Origin of the sequence: Stenotrophomonas lacuserhaii (assembly GCF_039674585.1) — a bacterium.
GTDB classification, from domain to species: domain Bacteria; phylum Pseudomonadota; class Gammaproteobacteria; order Xanthomonadales; family Xanthomonadaceae; genus Stenotrophomonas; species Stenotrophomonas pennii_A.
This window is the reverse complement of the sequence record NZ_JBDJNU010000001.1, coordinates 118502-138414: the sequence shown is the minus strand read 5'-3', so window position 1 is coordinate 138414 and position 19913 is coordinate 118502. Positions and strand designations below refer to the sequence as shown.

General features: G+C 67.3%; 17 protein-coding genes and 1 other RNA gene. 5 read left to right on the top strand and 13 right to left on the bottom strand.

Annotation, left to right across the window (positions count from 1 at the left end):
- Positions 1 to 19: 19 nt before the first annotated feature.
- From murG to ABE522_RS00520, 9 genes are read right to left on the bottom strand one after another with little or no spacing between them, the layout of a single operon-like run.
- Entirely contained in the window at positions 20 to 1108 is a 1089-nt protein-coding gene (gene murG, locus ABE522_RS00560) for an undecaprenyldiphospho-muramoylpentapeptide beta-N-acetylglucosaminyltransferase (RefSeq protein WP_346589820.1), read from the bottom strand.
- Positions 1105 to 2451, bottom strand: a complete 1347-nt coding sequence (gene ftsW, locus ABE522_RS00555; RefSeq protein WP_042613647.1) for a putative lipid II flippase FtsW — start codon at positions 2449 to 2451, stop codon at positions 1105 to 1107. The genes murG and ftsW overlap by 4 nt, the downstream gene beginning before the upstream one ends.
- A complete protein-coding gene (mraY, locus tag ABE522_RS00550) occupies positions 2451 to 3536 on the bottom strand; it encodes a phospho-N-acetylmuramoyl-pentapeptide-transferase (RefSeq protein ID WP_057507808.1) in 1086 nt (361 codons plus the stop codon). The genes ftsW and mraY overlap by 1 nt, the downstream gene beginning before the upstream one ends.
- Positions 3526 to 4920: a UDP-N-acetylmuramoyl-tripeptide--D-alanyl-D-alanine ligase gene (locus ABE522_RS00545; protein WP_346589819.1), complete on the bottom strand. Its 1395-nt coding sequence runs from the start codon at positions 4918 to 4920 to the stop codon at positions 3526 to 3528. The genes mraY and ABE522_RS00545 overlap by 11 nt, the downstream gene beginning before the upstream one ends.
- The gene (locus ABE522_RS00540; RefSeq protein ID WP_346589818.1) at positions 4917 to 6407 is read right to left on the bottom strand and encodes a UDP-N-acetylmuramoyl-L-alanyl-D-glutamate--2,6-diaminopimelate ligase; all 1491 of its coding nucleotides are present in this window, start codon (positions 6405 to 6407) and stop codon (positions 4917 to 4919) included. The genes ABE522_RS00545 and ABE522_RS00540 overlap by 4 nt, the downstream gene beginning before the upstream one ends.
- Complete coding sequence (locus ABE522_RS00535) at positions 6404 to 8257, bottom strand: peptidoglycan D,D-transpeptidase FtsI family protein (protein ID WP_346589816.1); 1854 nt, start codon at positions 8255 to 8257, stop codon at positions 6404 to 6406. The genes ABE522_RS00540 and ABE522_RS00535 overlap by 4 nt, the downstream gene beginning before the upstream one ends.
- Positions 8254 to 8517: a cell division protein FtsL gene (gene ftsL, locus ABE522_RS00530; RefSeq protein WP_042613642.1), complete on the bottom strand. Its 264-nt coding sequence runs from the start codon at positions 8515 to 8517 to the stop codon at positions 8254 to 8256. The genes ABE522_RS00535 and ftsL overlap by 4 nt, the downstream gene beginning before the upstream one ends.
- Positions 8514 to 9482, bottom strand: coding sequence for a 16S rRNA (cytosine(1402)-N(4))-methyltransferase RsmH (gene rsmH / locus ABE522_RS00525; RefSeq protein ID WP_346589814.1), 969 nt, complete (start codon positions 9480 to 9482; stop codon positions 8514 to 8516). Before rsmH ends, ftsL begins: the two co-directional genes overlap by 4 nt.
- Before the next feature lie 14 nt (positions 9483 to 9496).
- Positions 9497 to 9943 (bottom strand): division/cell wall cluster transcriptional repressor MraZ, encoded by a 447-nt coding sequence (locus ABE522_RS00520; RefSeq protein ID WP_346589813.1) that lies wholly within the window; start codon positions 9941 to 9943, stop codon positions 9497 to 9499.
- A 324-nt stretch (positions 9944 to 10267) separates the two neighbouring features.
- On the opposite strand from ABE522_RS00520, the gene ABE522_RS00515 reads away from it, so the two are divergent.
- Positions 10268 to 11032, top strand: a complete 765-nt coding sequence (locus ABE522_RS00515; RefSeq protein ID WP_346589811.1) for an NRDE family protein — start codon at positions 10268 to 10270, stop codon at positions 11030 to 11032.
- 109 nt (positions 11033 to 11141) lie between these two features.
- Positions 11142 to 11621 carry a DM13 domain-containing protein gene (locus ABE522_RS00510; RefSeq protein ID WP_346589809.1) on the top strand — a complete coding sequence of 160 codons (480 nt, stop codon included), beginning with the start codon at positions 11142 to 11144 and terminating at the stop codon, positions 11619 to 11621.
- 57 nt (positions 11622 to 11678) lie between these two features.
- Here the strand turns inward: ABE522_RS00510 and rnpB are convergent.
- Both rnpB and rsmI read right to left on the bottom strand, forming a co-directional pair.
- An RNA gene (rnpB, locus tag ABE522_RS00505) (RNase P RNA component class A) lies at positions 11679 to 12027 on the bottom strand.
- 46 nt (positions 12028 to 12073) lie between these two features.
- Positions 12074 to 12892, bottom strand: a complete 819-nt coding sequence (gene rsmI, locus ABE522_RS00500; protein WP_346589807.1) for a 16S rRNA (cytidine(1402)-2'-O)-methyltransferase — start codon at positions 12890 to 12892, stop codon at positions 12074 to 12076.
- Positions 12893 to 12973: 81 nt separating this feature from the next.
- On the opposite strand from rsmI, the gene ABE522_RS00495 reads away from it, so the two are divergent.
- Genes ABE522_RS00495 through ABE522_RS00485 form a run of 3 tightly spaced genes read left to right on the top strand, consistent with a single transcriptional unit; the run spans position 12974 to position 16475 of the window.
- Complete coding sequence (locus tag ABE522_RS00495; RefSeq protein ID WP_346589806.1) at positions 12974 to 14698, top strand: penicillin-binding protein activator; 1725 nt, start codon at positions 12974 to 12976, stop codon at positions 14696 to 14698.
- Positions 14688 to 15053 (top strand): YraN family protein, encoded by a 366-nt coding sequence (locus ABE522_RS00490; RefSeq protein ID WP_346589804.1) that lies wholly within the window; start codon positions 14688 to 14690, stop codon positions 15051 to 15053. Before ABE522_RS00495 ends, ABE522_RS00490 begins: the two co-directional genes overlap by 11 nt.
- Before the next feature lie 33 nt (positions 15054 to 15086).
- Positions 15087 to 16475: an FAD-binding oxidoreductase gene (locus ABE522_RS00485; protein ID WP_346589803.1), complete on the top strand. Its 1389-nt coding sequence runs from the start codon at positions 15087 to 15089 to the stop codon at positions 16473 to 16475.
- A gap of 157 nt (positions 16476 to 16632) precedes the next feature.
- Here ABE522_RS00485 and ABE522_RS00480 read toward each other — a convergent pair whose 3' ends face one another.
- Together ABE522_RS00480 and ABE522_RS00475 are read right to left on the bottom strand one after the other, a co-directional pair.
- Positions 16633 to 17130 carry a fimbrial protein gene (locus ABE522_RS00480; RefSeq protein ID WP_346589801.1) on the bottom strand — a complete coding sequence of 166 codons (498 nt, stop codon included), beginning with the start codon at positions 17128 to 17130 and terminating at the stop codon, positions 16633 to 16635.
- A 49-nt stretch (positions 17131 to 17179) separates the two neighbouring features.
- The gene (locus ABE522_RS00475; RefSeq protein WP_346589800.1) at positions 17180 to 19636 is read right to left on the bottom strand and encodes a fimbria/pilus outer membrane usher protein; all 2457 of its coding nucleotides are present in this window, start codon (positions 19634 to 19636) and stop codon (positions 17180 to 17182) included.
- Positions 19637 to 19913 lie beyond the last annotated feature (277 nt).

Here is a 19913-nt window from a genome sequence, read left to right as displayed (position 1 = left end):
CGGTGGCGCGGCACGTTGTTCATACAGCTTCCTCGAGGATGATGTCGGCGATGCGCTCTGCGGCATCGACCTTGGCCAGCGCACGTGCGGCTTTCGCCATCTGCATGCGGCGGGCGGGATTTTCGGATAGTTCACGCAACAGTGACGTGATGCCGCTGACCAGCGCGTCGCCCTGCTTCAACAGCACGGCGGCATCGCGTTCGACCAGGTACTCGGCATTGCGGGTCTGGTGGTCGTCGACGGCGGCCGGGAACGGCACCAGCACGCTGCCCACGCCGACCGCGCACAGCTCGGCCAGGGTGGACGCGCCGGAACGGCACACCACCACGTCCGCCCACCCGAAGGCATCGGCCATGTCGGCGATGAAGGGCGTGATGTCCGCCTCGACGCCGGCCTTGGCATACGCCTCCACGGCCTCGCCATGCATCTTTTCGCCGCTCTGGTGGCGCACCGTCACCGGGCATGCCGCACCCAGCGCGGCGATGGCCTGTGGCACGCCGGTGTTGAGCGCACGCGCGCCCTGGCTGCCGCCCACCACCAGCACGCGGAGCGGACCGCTGCGGCCGGCGAAACGCTGTCCAGGCGGCGCGATCGCTGCGATCTCGGCACGCACGGGATTGCCGACCGCCTCTTCGCGCGCGGCGAAGCTGCCGGGGAAACCGGTCAGCACGCGCTGCGCGAAGCGCGACAGGAAGCGGTTGGTCATGCCCGGTGCACGGTTCTGTTCGTGCACCAGCAGCGGCAGGCCGTGCAGGCGCGCGGCCAGGCCACCGGGGCCGGAGGCATACCCGCCGAAGGCGATCACCGCGCGCGGATTGCGGTCACGCAGGATGAAACCGGCCTGGCGGATCGCACGCAGCAACCGCCACGGCGCGCCCAGCAGGGCCAGCTTGCCCTTGCCACGCAGGCCGGCGATGTCCAACGTGTCGATCGCCACGCCGTGCTGCGGCACCAGGCGCGTTTCCATCTGCCCCACCGCGCCCAGCCAGGTTACCGGGACGCCACGCGCGCGCAGCACGCGGGCCACGGCCAGGCCGGGAAAAATGTGCCCGCCGGTGCCACCGGCCAGGATCATCACCGGGCGATCGACAGGCGCGCGGGCGCTCATGACAACCTCCCGAAGGTCGGTTCGATGCGCGTCTGCAGGCGGCTGGTGCCACGCGGGGCGGTTCCCTGCGCCGGTGCGTCCGGCCTGGTTTCCTGGCTGCTGGCGACGTTGGCCACGCGGCCCGGAACGGCGGCGGGCGCGGCGCCGGCCGGCGCGCGCACGACGTCCTCGCTGGCATCGTCTCCACCGCCCATGCGCACCGCGTGGCGGCGCTCGGCGCGGTCCAGTTCATACGAAACGCGCAGCAGCAGGCCCATCGCCACGCAGGTCATCAGTACGCTGGAGCCACCCGAGGAGATCAACGGCAGGGTCAGGCCCTTGGTCGGCAGGATGCCCAGGTTGACGCCGATCGAGACGAAGCTCTGCATGCTGATCCACAGCCCGATGCCGAAGGCGATGTAGCCGGAGAAGTGCCGCTTCATTTCCACGCAGCGCATGCCCAGCCACATCGTGCGCCCCACCAGCAGCGCATACAGCGCCACGATCAGGCAGGTGCCGATGAAGCCGAGCTCTTCTGCGGTCACCGAGAAGATGAAGTCGGTGTGCGCTTCGGGCAGGTAGTACAGCTTCTGCACCGAATTGCCGAGGCCGACACCGGTCCACTCACCACGGCCCACGGCCATCAGCGCGTTGGACAGCTGGTAGCCATCGCCCTGCTGGTCGGCCCACGGATCCAGGAAGGAGGTGATGCGGCGCATGCGGTAGGGTTCGAAGATCGCCAGCGCGGTCATGCCGATCATCCCGAAGATGATCGGCATGGACATGCGCGGCATGTTGACCCCGCCCAGCACCAGCATGCCGGCGGTGATCGCCAGCAGCAGGGTGGACGAACCGAAATCGGGCTGCAGCAGCATCAGCACCACCAAAGCGCCGGCCACGCCGAGTGGCTTGAGCATCGCCGGCCAGGTGGCGTTGACCTCGTCGCGGAAGCGCACCAGATAGCTGGACAGCCACACGATGTACAGCACTTTGACCGCTTCAACGGTCTGGAACTTGGACACGCCCAGGTTGATCCAGCGCCGGGCGCCGTTGACGCTGCTGCCGAGGCCGGGGATGAACACCACGATCAGCAGCGCGAAGCAGCCCAGCAGCAGCAGCTGGTTGTACTGCTCGATGGTTTTCAGTTCGGTACGCATGGCCAGCCCGGCCAGCACGATGCCCACCGCCAGGAAGATCAGGTGGCGGTTGAGGTAGTAGAACGGGCTGCTCATCAGCGCGATCGAACTGGACGCGACCATCACCACGCCCAGCCCGGTCAGCGCGATGATCGCGCCGAGCAGCCACTTGTCGAAGTGGCCTCCGATGGCTTCAAGGCGTGTTGCCTGGCGCGACAGGTCATTCATCAGCGCACCTTCAACGTGGCCAGGCCGACCAGCACCAGCACCACCGAGATGATCCAGAAGCGCACGATCACGCGCGGTTCCGGCCAACCCTTCAGTTCGAAGTGGTGGTGGATGGGGGCCATGCGGAACACCCGCTTGCCGGTCAGCTTGAACGAGGCGACCTGGATCATCACCGACAGCGTTTCAACCACGAATACGCCGCCCATGATCACCAGCACCAGTTCCTGGCGCACGATCACCGCGATGGTGCCCAGCACCGCGCCCAGCGCCAGCGCGCCGATGTCACCCATGAACACCATGGCCGGGTAGGTGTTGAACCACAGGAAGCCGAGGCCGGCGCCGGCGATCGCCGCGCAGATGATCACCAGCTCGCCCGCGCCCGGGATCTGCGGGATCTGCAGGTAGTTGGAGAACACCACGTTGCCCGATGCATAGGCGAACACGCCCAGCGCACAGGCCACCAGCACGGTTGGCATGATCGCCAGGCCGTCCAGGCCGTCGGTCAGGTTGACCGCGTTGGAGAAGCCGACGATCCAGAAATAGGCGATGGCCACGAAGCTGATGCCGGCCAGCGGCAGCGCCACCGACTTGAACATCGGGATGTAGAAGGTCAGCGCGGACGGCACGTCGGCGGTGAAGTACAGGAACAGGCCGGCGGCCAGGCCGAAGATCGACTGCAACAGGTACTTGTAGCGCGACTTCAGGCCGTTGGGGTCGCGGCGCACGATCTTGATCCAGTCGTCGTACCAGCCGATGGCGCCGAAGCAGATCATCACCGCCAGCACCAGCCACACGTAGCGGTTGCTCAGGTCGGCCCAGGCCAGCACCGCCAGGGTGACGGTCAGCAGGATCAGCGAGCCACCCATGGTCGGCGTGCCGGCCTTGGCGAAATGGGTCTGCGGGCCATCGGTGCGGATCGGCTGGCCACCCTTGAACTGGGCCAGCCGGCGGATCACCGCAGGGCCCATCCACAGCGACAGGAACAGCGCCGTCAACGCGGCCAGGATGGCGCGGAACGTCTGGTAGTTGAACAGCCCGAACGAGCTCTCCAGCTGCTGCAACCATCGAGCCAGTTCATACAACATGGGGGGCTTCCTCTCCTTGCGCGAGCAGCGCTTTCACGATCTTGTCCATGGCGCTGCCACGGGATCCCTTGACCAGGCAGCGCACGCCGGCATGCAGGTCGTCCTGCAGCGCGCGCGCCAGTGCGTCATGGGTTTCGAAATGCCGACCACCGTCGCCGAATGCAGCCGACGCGGCAGCGCTGAGCGGACCCAGCGTATACAGGCGCTTGAGGCCGCCCTGGCGCGCGCGCTGGCCGGCCTGCGCATGCAATGCCACCGCGTCCGGGCCAAGTTCGCGCATGTCGCCGAGCACCAGCCAGGCGTCCTGGCCACTGCCGGCCAGCGCATCGATGGCAGCCGCCAGCGAACCGGGATTGGCGTTGTAGCTGTCATCCACCAGCACCGCGCCGTTGGGCAGGCGGTGGGCGATCTGGCGGCCCGGGACCGGTTCGGTGACCGCCAGCGCGGCCACGATCTGCTGCAGCGGAATACCTGCCGCCAGCGCCAGCGCGGTGGCTGCCAGCGCATTGCCGATGTTGTGGCGCCCCGGCAGCGGCAGCGCTACCGTCGCTTCGCCTGCCGGCGTATGCAGCAGGAAGTGGCTGCCCGCGGCGTCGAAGCTGATCGCCGTTGCGGTCACGTCCGCGCTGTGGTCCAGGCCGAAACGCAGCACGCCGCAACGCGGCGGGGTGCCGATGAAATGCTGCTCGAACCACGGCGCGAAGGCGTCGTCGGCGTTGATCACCGCCACGCCATCGGCCGGCAGGGCGGCGTAGATCGCGCCCTTGGTGCTGGCCACGCCCTGCAGGCTGCCCATGCGTTCCAGGTGCGCGGCGGCGATGTTGTTCACCAGCGACCAGCGCGGACGCACGATGTCGGTCAGGTAGGCGATGTCTCCGGGCTTGCCGGCGCCCATTTCATAGACCGCGAAGTCGGCATCTTCCGGCGCTGCGATCACCGCCAGCGGCAGGCCGATCTCGTTGTTGAAGTTGCCCGGGTTGGCATGCACCACCTTGTGCGCCACCTGCGCGTGCTGGCGCAGGATATCCAGCAGCAGGGTCTTCACGCTGGTCTTGCCGTTGCTGCCGGTGATGGCGAACACGCCGGTGTTGCGATCACGCTGCATGCCGGCGGCGATGCGGGCCAGCGCGAGCTCGCCGTCGGCGACCAGCACCTGCGGCAGGTTCAGCGGCAGCAGGCGTTCGACCAGCAGCGCGCTGGCGCCGCGTGCCTGCGCATCGGTGCCGAAATCGTGCCCGTCGAAGCGCTCCCCGCGCAGCGCCACGTACAGGCTGCCGGGGCTCATCTGCCGGGTGTCGTTGCTGATGGCATCGATGGCGACGTCGTCGCCATGGATCTCGCCACCGGCCCAGTGGGCGATCAGCGAAAGCAGGGTGCGCCTCATGCGGCTCCCCCCACCTGCGCACGTGACGCCAGCGCAGCGGCGGCCACGCGGGTGTCATCGAAGGCGTGGCGCACGCCGTTGATCTCCTGGTAGGGCTCATGGCCCTTGCCGGCGACCAGCACGATATCGCCGTCGCCTGCCGCGGCTACCGCAGCGCCGATGGCGCGTGCGCGGTCACGCTGCACGACCACCGTGGACGCCGTGTGGAAGCCAGCGAGGATGTCGGCCACGATGCGGTCGCCGTCTTCGCCGCGCGGATTGTCGTCGGTCACGATCACCTGGTCGGCCAGGCGTTCGGCGATCGCGGCCATCTGCGGGCGCTTGCCGGCGTCACGCTCGCCACCGCAGCCGAACACGCAGGCCAGCTGGCCGGCGACGTGGCCGCGCAGGCTGGACAACGCCTGTTCCAGGGCATCCGGTGTATGTGCGTAATCAATGACCACGGTGGGCTCGCCCGCCGCGCCGCCAAGGCGGTTCATCCGCCCATGGATCGGCTGCAGCTGGCCCAGTACGCCGGCAATGGTGGCCAGCGGGTGGCCCAGCGCATGCAGGGTGCCGGCCACGGCCAGCAGGTTGTCCACGTTGAAGCGACCGAGCAGCGGCGAGCGCACGTTGGCGCTGTCTTCGTCGATCTGCAGGGTCAAGGCCAGGCCCTGCCCGTCCAGCACGATGTCGCGCGCACGCACCGCAGCGCCAGCCGCACCGCGCGAGCTCACGCCGATCGCCTGCTGGCCGGCCGGCAGGCGCGCGTGCAGTTCGCGGCCGAAGCCGTCGTCGAGGTTGACCACCGAGGCACGCAGGCCAGGGCGGTGGAACAACCGCTCCTTCGCCGCGCCATAGGTGTCCATGTCGCCGTGGTAATCCAGATGGTCGCGGGTGAGGTTGGTGAACACCGCCACGTCGTAGTGCACGGCGTCCACGCGCCCCTGGTCGAGCGCGTGCGAGCTGACTTCCATCGCTACCGCCTGTGCGCCGGCATCACGCAGCTCGGCCAGCAGGGCATGCATCTGCAGCACCAGCGGCGTGGTGAAGCCGGTCGGCTGCACGTCGCCGAACAGCCCGGCGCCGAGGGTGCCGATGCTGCCGCTGCGGGTGCCCAGCAGGTGCCAGGCCTGGGCCAGCAGCTGCACGGTGGAGGTCTTGCCGTTGGTGCCGGTCACCCCGACCATGCGCATCGCGCGCGATGGCGCGCCGTGGAACTGGTCGGCCATGGCGCCCATGCGCGCGCGCAGCCCGGGCACGGCGATGGCGTCGGCCGGTGCGGGCAGCTCCTGCGGCGCCGGCGGCTCGAACAGGATCGCCGACGCACCGGCGCCACGCGCCTGGTCGACGAAGCCGAGGCCGTGCGCGCCGAAGCCGGCGATCGCCACGAACGCATCGCCTGCACGCACCGCGCGGCTGTCCATCACCAGTCCGGAGACGGCCACATCGCGGCCGGCCAGGGCAATATCGGGAAGCAGGGTCGACAGCAGCATCGAACGGCTCATTGGGTGCCTCCCGCCGGTGCGGGGGCAGGCGCAGGGGCCTGCGCGGCGGTCGGCAGCGCGGCGTCGAATTCAGCGGTGGCATCGGCGGGCAGTACGGCATCGGCCGGCGGCGTCGGCAGCACCGAAGCAGAATGACCGGTCTTGCCTGACTGCTGCGCCGTCAACCAGGACTGGATGTCATCCGGCGGCACGTCCATCAGGCGCAGCGCGCCATCCATCACGTTGTGGAACACCGGCGCCGACACCAGGCCGCCGTAGTACTTGCCGGCCTGCGGATCGTTGATGACGATCACCGTGGCGAAGCGCGGGTTGCTGGCCGGCACCACGCCGGCGAACAGCGCGTTGTAGTGGCCGCGTTCGTAGCCTCCGGGGCCGGCCTTGCGTGCGGTGCCGGTCTTGCCGGCCACGTGGTAGCCGAGTACCGCAGCCTGCTTGGCGCCGCCCTGGGTGACCACGGTTTCCATCATCGCCACGACTTCCTTGGCGACTTCCGCATCGACCACCTGGCGGGCTTCGTTGTGCTGGCCCTTGACGAAGGTCGGCGGGATCAGCCGGCCGCCGTTGCCCAGCGCCGAATACGCCGTGGCGATCTGCAGCGGGGTCACCGACAGTCCGTAACCGTAGGACATGGTGGTCTTGGACGAACCGCTCCAGCGCGCCGGGCGCGGCAGCACGCCGCCGGATTCACCAGGGAAGCCACTGCCGGGACGGCTGCCATAGCCGAAGTTGTGCACCGAATCGTAGAACACCTGGTCGGTCATCTTGGCCACGACCTTGGCCGCGCCGACGTTCGAGCTGCGGGTGATCACGCCGGTGACGTTGAGCACGCCGTTGTTACGCGGTACGTCGCGGATGGTGTAGCGCCCCAGCGACATGTAGCCGGGGTTGGTGTCGATGATGGTGTCCTTGGTGACCACGCCGGCCTGCAACGCGGACGCGATCGTCAGCGGCTTCATCGTCGAGCCCGGCTCGACCAGGTCGGTCACCGCGCGGTTGCGGCGCGTGTCCGGCACCGCGCCATCCAGCGAGTTCGGGTTGTAGGTGGGCAGGTTGACCATGGCCAGCACTTCACCGGTGGCCACGTCCATGATCACGATCGAACCGCCCGCAGCCTTGTTGGCGATCAGCGCGTTGCGCAGCTCGCGGTAGGCCAGGAACTGGATGCGGCGATCGATGCTCAGGGTCAGGTCCTTGCCCGGCGTGGCGGCGCGCAGCAGATCGCTTTCCACCGTTTCGCCCTTGCGGTTGCGGATCACCCGCTTGGCACCGGCTTCGCCGCGCAGCCATTCGTCGAAGGCCAGTTCCAGCCCTTCCTGGCCGCGGTCGTCGATGTTGGTGAAGCCGAGCACGTGCGCCATCGCTTCGCCCTGCGGGTAGAAGCGGCGGAACTCGCGCTGTGCGGCAACGCCCGGGATCTTCAGCGCGACCACTTTTTCCGCATCGTCCGGGTTGATGCGGCGACGCAGGTACATGAATTCCTTGTCCGCCTTCTGGCTCAAGCGGCTGCTCAGGTCGTCCACCGACAACCCCAGTGCGGTCGCCAACTCCGGAATGCGGTCCGGCGTGCGCAGCAGTTCCTGCGGGTTGACCCAGATCGAAGCCACCGGCGTGGAGACCGCCACCGGCTCGCCGTTGCGGTCGGTGATCATCCCGCGCGAGGTCTTGATCGGCAGCTCGCGCAGGTAGCGCGCCTCGCCCTGGCGCTGGTAGAAATCGCTGTTGATCAACTGCACGTAGGCGGCACGACCGACCAGCGACACCGAACACAGGCCCAGCGCCAACGCGACCCAGCGCAGGCGCTGGCGCAGGTTGAAGGCGTTGCGGGGACGGTTGCGGCCGGTCTTGTTCATGGGCGGACCACCACCACGTCGGCGGCTTCCGGGAACTTCATGCCCAGCTTTTCACGCGCCACCTGGTCGACCCGGTTGGCCTCGGCCAGGGTCGCCTGTTCCAGCTGCAGCCGGCCGAATTCGATGTTCAGCTCATCGCGCACGCGCTCGGCGCGGGCCAGCTCGATGAAGGTCTGGCGATGGCGATGGCGCACGAACACCACGCCGATCGCCGAAGCGACCGTGCAGGCCAGCAGCACGATCAGGATCAACCGGCTCATCCGGCGACCTCACGCTTCTGTGCCACGCGCAGCACCGCACTACGCGCGCGCGGGTTACCGGACAGTTCGTCGTCGTTGGCCTTGATGGCACCGCCGATCAGGTCCAGCGTGGGCACGAAGACCTGCTGTTCGGGCAGGCGCCGGTTGCTCGGAGGCGCTTTGGCCAACCGGTTCATGTACTGCTTGACGATGCGGTCTTCCAGCGAATGGAAGCTGATCACGGCCAGCCTGCCACCCGGCTTGAGCCGTTGCACGGCCGCATCCAGGCCCGCCTCGAGGTCGGCCAGTTCGCGGTTGATGTGGATGCGGATGGCCTGGAAGCTGCGGGTGGCAGGGTGAATCTTGTCCTTGCCACGCGGCATCACCGAGGCGATGGCTTCGGCCAGTTCGGCGGTACGGGTGAACGCCTGCTTCTGCCGGCGGGCCACCAGCGCGCGGGCGATGCGGCGGCTCTGGCGTTCTTCGCCATAGGTCCACAGCACGTCGGCGATCTCGGTGTCGTCTGCGCGCGCCAGCCACTGCGCCGCGCTTTCACCGCTGTCCGGGTCCATCCGCATGTCCAGCGGGCCGTCCTTGCCGAAGCTGAAACCGCGTTCGGCCACGTCCAGCTGCGGCGAAGACACCCCGAGGTCGAACAGCACCCCGTCCAGGCCGGCGGCGGTCTGGTCCCACTGCAGCAACTGGGCGAAGCTGCCACGGAAGATCGACACGCGCGGGTCGGGCGCGAAGTCACGCTCGGCCACCGCGATGGCATCCGGATCCTTGTCCATGACCAGCAGGCGGCCGGCCTCGCCGAGCTGCTCCAGCACGCCACGGGCATGACCGCCACGTCCAAACGTGCCGTCCAGGTAGGTTCCGTCTTCGATCACCCTCAGGCCTTCAAGGACCTGGGTGTACAGCACCGGCAGATGACCCGCCGGCGACTGCGACACCGGGAGGTGACCGGTCTGCGCTGCTCCGCGCATCCGGGCACCCCGGCTCACAATTTCAGGTCGAGAAGCCCATCGCCCAGATCCTCGTCAGACAACGTCTGCTGGATCAATGCGCGGTGTGCCTGCTCGCTCCACAGTTCAAATTTGTCACCCATGCCCAGCAATACCGCCTTTTTTTCGATGCCCACCGCGCCGCGGTGGCTGGCGGGGATGCTGATCCGGCCATTGCCGTCCAGCTCAAGATGTGCGGCCGAACCGACCAGTTTCTGTTGCAGCAGGCGTACCACCCGCTGCGTGTTCGGCTTGGCCATGACGTCGTCACGGACGCGCTCCCATTCGGACTCGGCATACAGCCAGAGGCAGCCGGATTCGAACGGGTTGTAGGTCAGGACCAGGCGGTTTCCGCTCACGCGCGCGACCAGGTCGCGATGAACGGTCGGAACCGCCATGCGCCCTTTATCGTCAACTGTGATGGCCGTCTCGCCCTGAAACACGACGCGTGCACCTTTCCTTCAGCGTGATGAAACATTGAACCACGAAAAACCACAAAAGACCCGGTTTTCCCTCTGTTGCCCACCTTATCAGCGGTCAAAGGGTTGTCAACAACTTTTGGACAAGGAAATCACCTGTCCCATCAATAGCTTGCGGCGATCTTTAGAGACTTGTTCAAGGCTTATCCACAAGTGGCTGTTTCGTCTCAAATTTTGAGATTTGGACGAAGTTCAGGGGCGTGCACGGCGCGTGAAACCGTCGCCGCGCATTCAGCGGCGGCGCCGATCACGTAGCCGGCAACTGCGCAAAACCGCACAATGCGAGCCATGTGCCTGCTTGCTCTGTCCTGGCTGCATCACCCGCGCTGGCGCCTGGTGATGGCTGGAAACCGCGATGAATTCCACGCCCGGCCGACCGCCGCGCTGTCCCGCTGGACCGACGCACCGCAGGTGATCGGCGGCCGCGACCTGCGTTCAGGCGGCGGATGGGCAGGCGTCGGTTCAGGCGGCCGCATGGCGGTGGTCACCAACGTGCGCGATCCACTGGCGTCGCAGGCGGGGCCTTCGCGCGGTGCACTGGTCGCCGACTACCTGTGCGGGAGGGCATCGGCCGCCGTGCACGCCGACCGGCTGTCGCGCGTCGCCGCAACATATGCCCCGTTCAACCTGCTGCTGGCAGACGCGCAGGCCGTGCATTTCCTCGGCAACCATCCGTCCGAACAACAGCCATTGGCACCCGGCATCCACGGCCTGTCCAATGGCGCGCTCGATGCGCCGTGGCCGAAGACACGACGACTGATGGACGCGCTGAGAGCGTGGATTGATAGCGACAGCTCGTCGCTGGAGCCCTTGTGGACGGCATTGGCCGATGAGCACCGGCCTGCCGATGCCGACCTGCCGGACACCGGGATCGGACTGGAACGGGAGCGCTGGCTCAGCCCGGCCTTCATCCGTGGCGACGACTACGGCACCCGCGCCAGCACCCTCATCCTGATCGACCACGATGGGCGGGGTGCCATCCACGAACGACGCTTCGGGCCGCAGGGCGCGTTCGTGGGCGAGGGCAGTCTCGCCTTCCACGGCGGGGTATGAACGTGTGCGCCCTTTTCCTGTCGCCTCTGTCTCTATGAATGTCTCGGCCGCCATCACACGCTGAATTGGCGCGCCCCCACGCGCATGTTCAATTCATAGGGAGTCATCAATGCGTCGCATCCTCGTCCTTGCCGCCACCCACGTACTCACCCTCGGCCTCGGCTTCGGCCTGGGTGTGTATTTCCTGCCTATCCTGATCGCCCCGGACGATCCGCCGGTCGAGCAGGTACAGACCGCGATGGACGACGCCACTTACCGCACCACCTTCCGTCGCGACCTCAAAGGCAGTGACGCGGTGCATTGGGCCGAAGGCAAGGTCAGCGTCAGCGCCCACCAGGTCGCCTTCGCCGGCAAGATGGGCCCGGGCCCGGACTACAAGGTCTACCTGGTCCACCAATTCGTCGACAACAAGGCCGACTTCCTGAAGATCAAGGCCAACGCCCAGCGCATCGGCGAGGTCAGGACCTTCAACCGCTTCCTGGTGGATGTGCCGGCCAACGTGGACGTGAATGAGTTCACCACCGTGGTGGTGTGGTGCGAGCACTTCTCGAAATTCATTTCCGCCGGACAGTACCGCACGCCGGGCTGAGCCCGGTCATCGTCCGGGTAGTGCCGGCCAGCGGCCGGTACTACCCGCTGAAGAGAGTGGCGGAGCCGGCCGATAAGCCGGGTTCTGTCGTGGACAGTCATTCCTCTAGGCGTTACGTCACCGCAACGCTCAAGCAACCTACCCGGACCCGACGCGGGCCGCGCCATGAGGTCCCTATTTGGTCTTGCTCCAGGTGGGGTTTGCCGTACCGGTCTGTTGCCAGACTCGCGGTGCGCTCTTACCGCACCATTTCACCCTTGCCACGCGCCCGAAGGCCGTTCGGCGGTATCTTTCTGTTGCACTTTCCGTCGGCTTGCGCCGCCCAGGCGTTACCTGGCACCTTGCCCTATGGAGCCCGGACTTTCCTCGGCATCCCGAAGGATGACGCGACTGTCTGGCCGACTCCGCCGCGTGCATTCTCCCATATCCGCCCGTCTTCGGGGCGGCGATCATCAGCTGCCGTACAGCGCCTTGCGCGGCGCACCGGTCAGTTCGGCCGCCAGCTTGGCCGCCGTGGACGGCGGCAGGTGCTCGCTGAGGGTGGCGTACACGCGACGGCCTTCGGCCAGCTGTGCCTGCTCGTCATCGGCGGCGCCCTGCACCATCACCACGAACTCGCCCTTGCGCTGGTTCTCATCGGCATCCACCTGTTGCTGCAGGCTGTGCAGGTCGCCATCGAGCACGGTTTCGAACAGCTTGGTCAGTTCACGCGCCAGCACCGCCGGCCGCTCTCCACCGAACACGCTGGCCATGTCGGCCAGCGACTCGGTGATGCGGTGCGAGGACTCGTAGAACACCATCGTGCGCAGTTCCCCGGCCAGGCCCTGCAGCCGATCACGACGCCCACTGGCCTTGGCCGGCAGGAAGCCTTCGAAGGTGAAGCGATCACTGGGCAGGCCGGCCACGCTGAGTGCGGCGATGGCCGCGCACGCACCGGGAACCGGGCTGACCCGGATCCCGGCCTGGCGCGCCGCGCGCACCAACCGGAAGCCCGGATCGCTGACCAGCGGGGTACCGGCATCGCTGACCAGCGCCAGTGACTCGCCAGCCTGCAGGCGGGCCACGATGCGCTGCGCCAGCACCTCTTCGTTATGGTCGTGCAGGGCCACCAGCGGCTGGGAGATGCCGAAATGCGACAGCAGCTGGCCGGTGCGCCGGGTGTCTTCGGCACAGATTGCCGCCACCGTCCGCAGCACCTCCTGCCCGCGCGGGCTCAGGTCGGCGAGGTTGCCGATCGGGGTGGCAACGACATACAGCGTGGCAACGGTCATTTCAGCGGCACTCCAAGGTCAAGGGTAGAATCCTAGCGTGTACCCGGCCACGGCCGCTGCCCCTACTGCATGGACCCGATCATGAACAAGCCTGTCGTCCGGATCTCCGCCCTGTCGTTGTCGCTGCTGCTGCTGGCCGGCTGCGCCACCACCAGCCTCACCAGTGCACCGGACTCACCGGCGCAGAGCCAGGCCCTGCTGCTGATCGAACAAGGCCGCCCGCGCGATGCGGCGATGCAGCTGGAAAGCCTTGCCGGTACCCTGCGCGGAGCAGCACGCAGCAACGCGCTGGCCGACGCCGCGTTCGCCTGGCATGAAGCCGGCGATGCCACGCGCGCGCGCAGCCTGTTGTCCCAGCTGCAGCCGCGCCAGCTGTCCGCCGCCAGCCGCCAGCGCTACCTGCTGACCACCGCCGAACTGGCACTGGCCGACAAGCAACCCGCGCAGGCGCTGGCCGCGCTGTCCGAACCGGCCACCGAGCTGCTGCCGGCACTGGCTTCACGCTGGCAGCTGGCCCGCGCCGCTGCCCTGCAGGCCACCGGCGACAACTTCGGCGCCGCGCAGGAACGTGCCCGCGCCCATGTCGGGCTGTCCGGCAAGCCGCGCACCGACAACCAGTCGGCGATCATCGGCCTGCTCGGCACGCTGGATGACGCCACCCTGCAGTCGCGCGCCGCGGCGCTGCCGGCCAATGACCCGCTGTACAACTTCGCCGGCCGTGCCCTGATCGCGCGCGGCATGCCGCTGCCGCGTCCGTTCGACCGCGATGCGGCGAACGCCCAGTTCGACACCAGCAAGCGCCCGCCGGCGATGAGCGATGGCTACCGGCCGCCGGTGAAGCTGGCCGTGCTGCTGCCGTTGACCGGCCGCCTCGCCACCGCCGCACAGCCGGTGCGCGATGGCCTGTTGACCGGTTACTACGGTGAAACCCGGCGCAAGCCGGAGATTGATTTCATCGACACCGCCGGTACCCCGGCCGGTGCCCTGTCGGCCTACGACCGGGCCGTGGCCAGCGGCGTGGATTTCATCGTCGGTCCGTTGGGACGCGATGAAGTGGATGCCGTTTACGGCCGCGCCCAGCTGCCGGTACCGGTGCTGGCGCTGAACCGCGGCAAGGATGCACCACCGGCCGGCAGCGCGGGCTTTTCGCTGGCGCCGGAAGACGACGGCGTGATGGCCGCCGAATACCTGCGCGGCCGCGAACGCGCCAAGGTGATCGTGCTGCACAGCAGTGATGACACCGGCCGCCGCACCGCGGCCGCATTCGCCGAACGCTTCACCCAGCGCGGCGGCCAGGTACTGGCGACGATAGGCGTAGCCGACGCCGTGGGCGACATCAGTGCGCGCCTGCGCGCCGCCGGACAGGCCGATGGCGTGCTGCTGGCGGTGCGTGCCCCGCAGGCCCGCCAGCTGGCGCCGCAGCTTGCGCTTGCCGGCGTCGGCGGTGGCACCCGCGTGGGCACCTCGCAGCTGACCGTCGGCAGCGGCAAACCGGAAGAAGACATGGCACTGGACGGCATCATCTATCCGAACGAGGCCTGGAACGTGCGCGGCGTGGCCGGCCTGCCCAGCGCCGGCACCGCCGGCCAGATGCTGCCCAGCGCGCGCGGTGCCGCCGGCCGGCTGTTCGCCTTCGGTTTCGATGCGTGGAAGATCAGCGCGTACATGGAATCGCTGGCCGCCCAGGGCGGGCTGTCCGGCGCCACCGGCACCTTGTACCTGGACGGCGGCGGCAACATCCTGCGCGTGCCGGCGTGGTCGACCTTCAGCGGCGGCCGGCCGATGCCGATCGCCAATGCCAACTGACAGGGCCCGTCGTGGCGCGGCGGTCGAAGCGGCCGCCGAACGCCTGTTGTGCGAGGCCGGGCTGCAGGTGCTGGACCGCAACGTGAACTACCGCGGTGGCGAGCTGGACCGCGTGATGGACGATGGCGGCACGGTGGTGTTCGTCGAAGTGCGTTACCGCGCACGCGCGGATTTCGGCGGCGCTGCCGCCTCGGTGGACCATCGCAAGCAGCAGCGACTGGTGCTGGCCGCGCAGTTGTACCTGCAGGCACATCCGGCGCTGTGCGAACGGCCGTGCCGCTTCGACGTGGTGCAGGCCAGCGGTGACCCGCCGCGCCTGCAGTGGCTGCGCGATGCGTTCCGGCTGGACAGCTGAGCGCCCCATCCTTTGGTTTCCGCTGGAATCACCATGTACACCGAACTGCCCGCCACGCTGGTTGCCGAACTGTCACTGCTGCTCGGCACCGACGGTTGGCGCACCGATTCCACCGCGCTGGACGCCAATGCGCAGGACAACTCCTGGCGCCATCAACTGCCGCTGGCGGTCGCCCTGCCCTGCAACCGCGAGCAGGTGCAGGCGATCGTGCAGGCCTGCCGCGCGCATCGCGTGGCGTTGGTCGCACGCGGTGCCGGCACCGGCACCACCGGTGCCGCAGTCCCCCTGCAGGGCAGCATCGTGTTGTCACTGGCGCGCATGAACCAGATCCTCTCCGTTCGTCCGGGCGATCGCTGCGCCGTGGTGGAACCGGGGGTACTCAATGGTGATCTGCAGCAGGCACTGGCCCCACACGGCCTGTTCTGGGCGCCCGACCCGTCCAGTGCGGATATCTGCAGCATCGGCGGCAACCTGGCCTGCAATGCGGGCGGCCCGCGCGCGGTGAAGTACGGCACCAGCCGCGACAACGTGCTGGGGCTGGTGGCGGTGACCGGCACCGGCGACCTGGTCCGCTGCGGTGGCGCCTACACCAAGGATGCCACCGGATACGATCTTACCCACCTGCTGGTAGGCAGTGAAGGCACGCTGGCGATCATCGTGGAAGCCACCCTGAAGCTGACCCCGGTGGCGGTCGCCCAGGCCGGGCTGCGGGTGCTTTATCGCGATGCCGATGCCGCCGCGCAGGCGGTGTCGCGGGTGATGGGACAGCCGGTGGTGCCGACGCGGCTGGAGTTCATGGATGCGCGCAGCCTGCAGCTGCTGCGCCTCAATGGCGCCGATGTACCGGACGCCGGTGCGATGCTGCTGATCGAAGCCGATGGCGACCATGACACCCTGCCCTACCTGCTGCAGGCATTGGCGAATGCCGCCGAAGGTGACGGCATGATCGCGCTGGACGTGGCGATGGAAGGCGCGGCGCGCGAGAAGCTGTGGGCGGCGCGCAAGGCGCTTTCACCGGCGTTGCGCAGCATCGCGCCCGGCAAGATCAATGAAGACGTGGTGGTGCCGGTGTCGCGCATCCCGGCGCTGGTGGGCGGCGTGCAGGCACTGGCCGCCGAATTCGACCTGACCATCGTGACCTTCGGCCACGCCGGCAATGGCAACCTGCACGTCAACATCCTCTATCACCCGGACGATGTGGATGAGAATGCGCGCGCGCAGGCCGCGCTGCCGCGGATATTCGCATTGACGCTGGCACTTGAAGGTACGTTGTCAGGCGAGCACGGCATCGGCCTGGCCAAGCGTGGATTCATGGCACAGGCCTTCAGCCCCGAAACGTTGATGGCGATGCGCGCGATCAAGTCTGCGCTGGATCCGGATGGGATTCTCAACCCGGGCAAGGTACTACCGCCGACCACGTAGTGCTCCCGCGGGAGTCAGTTGCAGGCAGTCGTGACCGCAGCCTTCCCGCTCATGCTGCAGGATGCGCTGCATCGCCGGTACAGATGCGCGGGACTACGGATCAGAATGATCTGTTTGACGTATACAGGATCAGGCAACCAACGCTTGCTATCCGTGATCATTCATACGCCGCAGTGATCGTGATGCTGGCAGCCACCGTGCCGGCCGCCAGAGCGGAACCTTTCGTGTAGAAGTAGCCGGCGCGCATCGGGAAGGTTGCCGTGTCGGCGGCTACTGTCAGCACTTGGGTATCGCCCTTCTTGATGTAGGTGGTTCCAGTTTTCTCTTTCAGCAGCGACAAGGACACACCTTCGGCGGCGCCGGTGTTTTCCCAGCGATCGCCGTCGTTCGGAGCGGCGGCACCGTCGAACGTGAGGGTGGCCTTCTTGACGCCCACACAGCCCGTCAGCGCGAGATCGACTTCGACCAGGCTGTTGTCGCCTTCCTTCAGCGTGTTGGCCGGCATGGCGGGCAGCGTCACCGCGGGTGCGCTCAGCGAGCAGGTTCCTGCCCGCAGTTCACCGTCGATGGTCAGGGTAGCCGCGCTCGCAGGCGCAGCCAGCGCGACACAGGCGCCTGTCACAAGCAGGCAAGAAGCAAGAGTACGAAAATACATGATGGCGCAGTCCTTTCAAGGAAGAGTTGAAGAGAAGAAGAAGAAGAATTCAATCCATGGACCCCGTATGCGTACAGGTGGACTGGATCCATTTCAGCCCGTTTGCATCGGGGGTTGCAGGAAGTTCATAGACAAGGCGGCAGAGAGCCCGGCCGTCGACTCGGGCGGTCAGTACGCCACGTGCCTGCGCGCCGCGCAGCTGGATCACACTGCCTTGACCTACCGCACCCACGGCCCGTCCCTGCTCGTCGTGGATCACGGCCGCGAAGGGCAGCGAGCGGCCCAGCCAGTCGACGGCATCGATGAACAACACGCTATCGCGACGTACATCGAACGTTACTGACGCGATGCTGCCTGCCGTGGGCGCAACCTGTTGCGAGGTCCGTACCACAGAGACGTCGAGCGGCAGTCCACTCGGGTCCAGCTCGATACGGTTCCAGCGATAGGGGCTTGCATGCGGAAGCACCGCGTAGCCGTTACGCGCTATGCGGATGTCGCCCCCCAGGCCCACGCGCGCCCCCTCCGCACCAGCGGCATGGGCCAGCACCAGCGTACCGGGGCTCGCTGGGCCCGCGTTGAGCCCCCCCGCGTGGAGCACCAGACTGCCCGCCGCGCCCAGCGAACGCGTCGCGCCCTGTTCCGCATGCCCCGCACTGGCATGGAATCGGCCATGGCTCGACTGCCATGTCCCGCTCAGGTGGCTGGTGTCGCCATGGCTGCCGCGGCTCGCCGATGCACCATAGCTGAAAGGATTCGAAGCACCGAGGGAGCCGCTGATGTCAAGGCTCTGACGCGATCCAGTGTCCGCGCGGTCCAGACGCGTGATCAGCCGCGGAGCGTGCATCGCCCGGCCCAGTGGCATGCTCATGCCAATCGCGTAACGCACGTCCTGGCCGCCGTCACCGGAGTCGCTGCGCGTCGCGGACACGTCGATGTTCACGCTGCCCAGTGACTGCTGCCATCCCATCTGATACTGCAGGTGACCTTGAGCATGTCGCCACGAGGTGCTCTGGCTGCCCATGAGGTAGAACTGACTGTGGTCGCCGAGTCGTTGGTTGATGTTCCAATGCAGACGGGAGCGCTCGGCCTTCGTTTCCTTGCCCCCGCTGTAGGGATCAAGGTGATCGGCCAGGCCGGAGAAACCCCGTGCCAATGTCCACGAAGAGGACAGCCCAATCCGGGTCGCCGTACCGGCAACATAGCGTTGGTAATTCAGGCGAACACTGGACCCTGAGCGCGCAGCGACACCTGGCGGCCGTGCAGAAGAAGAGGTGAGATCGGAACCGAACGCACCGATGCGCGTGTTCAGGGCAATGCCTGCCGAAGCGGCATGATAGTGCTCTGCCCACTGCGCGCCGGCCAATGCAGTGACCGTATTGGACAGGCCGCGCGCGTAGGTGGCTTCGACGAAACGACGGCCTGTCCGCAGCGGCGTGTCCCGGTAACCTGTCTGCAGACTGTCCAGTTGCCCGGCAGCTACGTTCACGCGCGATGTACCCGCCCGCAGCGCCAAGGGCGCGGCGGAAAAACTGACGTCGAACCGTTGCTCACGACCATCCGCTTCCATTACGGTGACCTGCAGGTCGCCGCTGTAAGCTGTCGGGTAGAGGTCGTCAATGATGAAAGGCCCCGGCGCCACGCTCAGCTCCCGGATGGCCTGCCCGTTCTGGCGAACCGTGACCAGGGCGCTGCCTTCTGCAGTTCCTCTTACCACTGGCGCGTAGCCACGTTGTGAATCGGGCAGCATCTGCTCGTCCGTCAGCACGCTTGCGCCGATGAACGGGACGGAAGGAAACAGGCTGCTGCTGGTGGCTCCCTGCCCCATTACAAGCCGGGCGTTCCAGTCGGCCAGATCACGCTGCAATGTAGTGGCGTACGCCTGATGGTCCAGGCGGCCCCGTCGGCGGCCAAGTGAAAACCGGTGGCGCAGCCGCCATGACCCCGCATTGAAGCCAGCGGCGACGCCGAGATAGGCCGCGCTGCGCTGTGCAGCGGCGTAATGGTTGAACGTGTAATCGATGAAACCGGCGGTCAGCCCTTGATCGCGCTGCGCCGGTGCGACATGACCACGGGGGCCGGCGTCCAACGCGGCCTGCGGTACTGAAATCCGCAACTGCAGGGTGGCGGCATCCACCGTGACACGGGCGCCCTCCACCTGCGTCGATAGATCCGCACACCCGCCGGCCTTGTCGAGCGCTTCGCGCAGCGCAGGGCGCAATGGCAGACGCTGCAGGATATCCACCGGCAGGCAGGACACGCGTCCCTGCGGATCGATGTCGATATCGCTCGTATCGTCCAGCACACCGTTGATGCGGATCTCCAGGCGATGGATTCCCGCGGGCAATGAGTTGCCATCCGCATAGGACTGCGCACTGGCTGGGAGATTGCCGACCAGAAATCCCTCATTGAACGCATATCGGCTCTCGTCACGTCCTGCAGCGGGCCCGGCGCAAGGGTGCGCCAAGATGATGGCCAGGGACAGAAGAAGCGGGAGCGTGTTACGCATGGAGTTGCGGAGTATTCCGCCGAGGAGGACGAATAGGCCGCAAGTTAGGTGGATTCCAGCGCCGCTCACATCAGGTTTTCTGCAATCTGCACTGGCATGGAGAGTTATCGATTGACTCTCGTACCCCGATAGAAACTTGCTGCGCTGGACTTGCACCTTTGCTCATATCGGCGACAGACAAGGTCGATAACACTTCCGGAACCGCAGCGCTCTCACCGTGCAGCCACGCCTTTTCCTCTTCGGACTTTCCCCTGATGAATCTCCTCCCTTGCTTTGT

Coding starts and splice junctions, on each gene's coding strand:
- ABE522_RS00485 (WP_346589803.1), top strand. CDS start 15,087: ATGTACACCGAACTGCCCGCCACGCTGGTTGCCGAACTGTCACTGCTG.
- ABE522_RS00480 (WP_346589801.1), bottom strand. CDS start 17,130: ATGTATTTTCGTACTCTTGCTTCTTGCCTGCTTGTGACAGGCGCCTGT.
- ABE522_RS00490 (WP_346589804.1), top strand. CDS start 14,688: ATGCCAACTGACAGGGCCCGTCGTGGCGCGGCGGTCGAAGCGGCCGCC.
- ABE522_RS00515 (WP_346589811.1), top strand. CDS start 10,268: ATGTGCCTGCTTGCTCTGTCCTGGCTGCATCACCCGCGCTGGCGCCTG.
- ABE522_RS00540 (WP_346589818.1), bottom strand. CDS start 6,407: ATGAGCCGTTCGATGCTGCTGTCGACCCTGCTTCCCGATATTGCCCTG.
- ftsL (WP_042613642.1), bottom strand. CDS start 8,517: ATGAGCCGGTTGATCCTGATCGTGCTGCTGGCCTGCACGGTCGCTTCG.
- ABE522_RS00535 (WP_346589816.1), bottom strand. CDS start 8,257: ATGAACAAGACCGGCCGCAACCGTCCCCGCAACGCCTTCAACCTGCGC.
- rsmH (WP_346589814.1), bottom strand. CDS start 9,482: ATGCGCGGAGCAGCGCAGACCGGTCACCTCCCGGTGTCGCAGTCGCCG.
- mraY (WP_057507808.1), bottom strand. CDS start 3,536: ATGTTGTATGAACTGGCTCGATGGTTGCAGCAGCTGGAGAGCTCGTTC.
- ABE522_RS00475 (WP_346589800.1), bottom strand. CDS start 19,636: ATGCGTAACACGCTCCCGCTTCTTCTGTCCCTGGCCATCATCTTGGCG.
- ftsW (WP_042613647.1), bottom strand. CDS start 2,451: ATGAATGACCTGTCGCGCCAGGCAACACGCCTTGAAGCCATCGGAGGC.
- ABE522_RS00510 (WP_346589809.1), top strand. CDS start 11,142: ATGCGTCGCATCCTCGTCCTTGCCGCCACCCACGTACTCACCCTCGGC.
- murG (WP_346589820.1), bottom strand. CDS start 1,108: ATGAGCGCCCGCGCGCCTGTCGATCGCCCGGTGATGATCCTGGCCGGT.
- ABE522_RS00495 (WP_346589806.1), top strand. CDS start 12,974: ATGAACAAGCCTGTCGTCCGGATCTCCGCCCTGTCGTTGTCGCTGCTG.
- rsmI (WP_346589807.1), bottom strand. CDS start 12,892: ATGACCGTTGCCACGCTGTATGTCGTTGCCACCCCGATCGGCAACCTC.
- ABE522_RS00545 (WP_346589819.1), bottom strand. CDS start 4,920: ATGAGGCGCACCCTGCTTTCGCTGATCGCCCACTGGGCCGGTGGCGAG.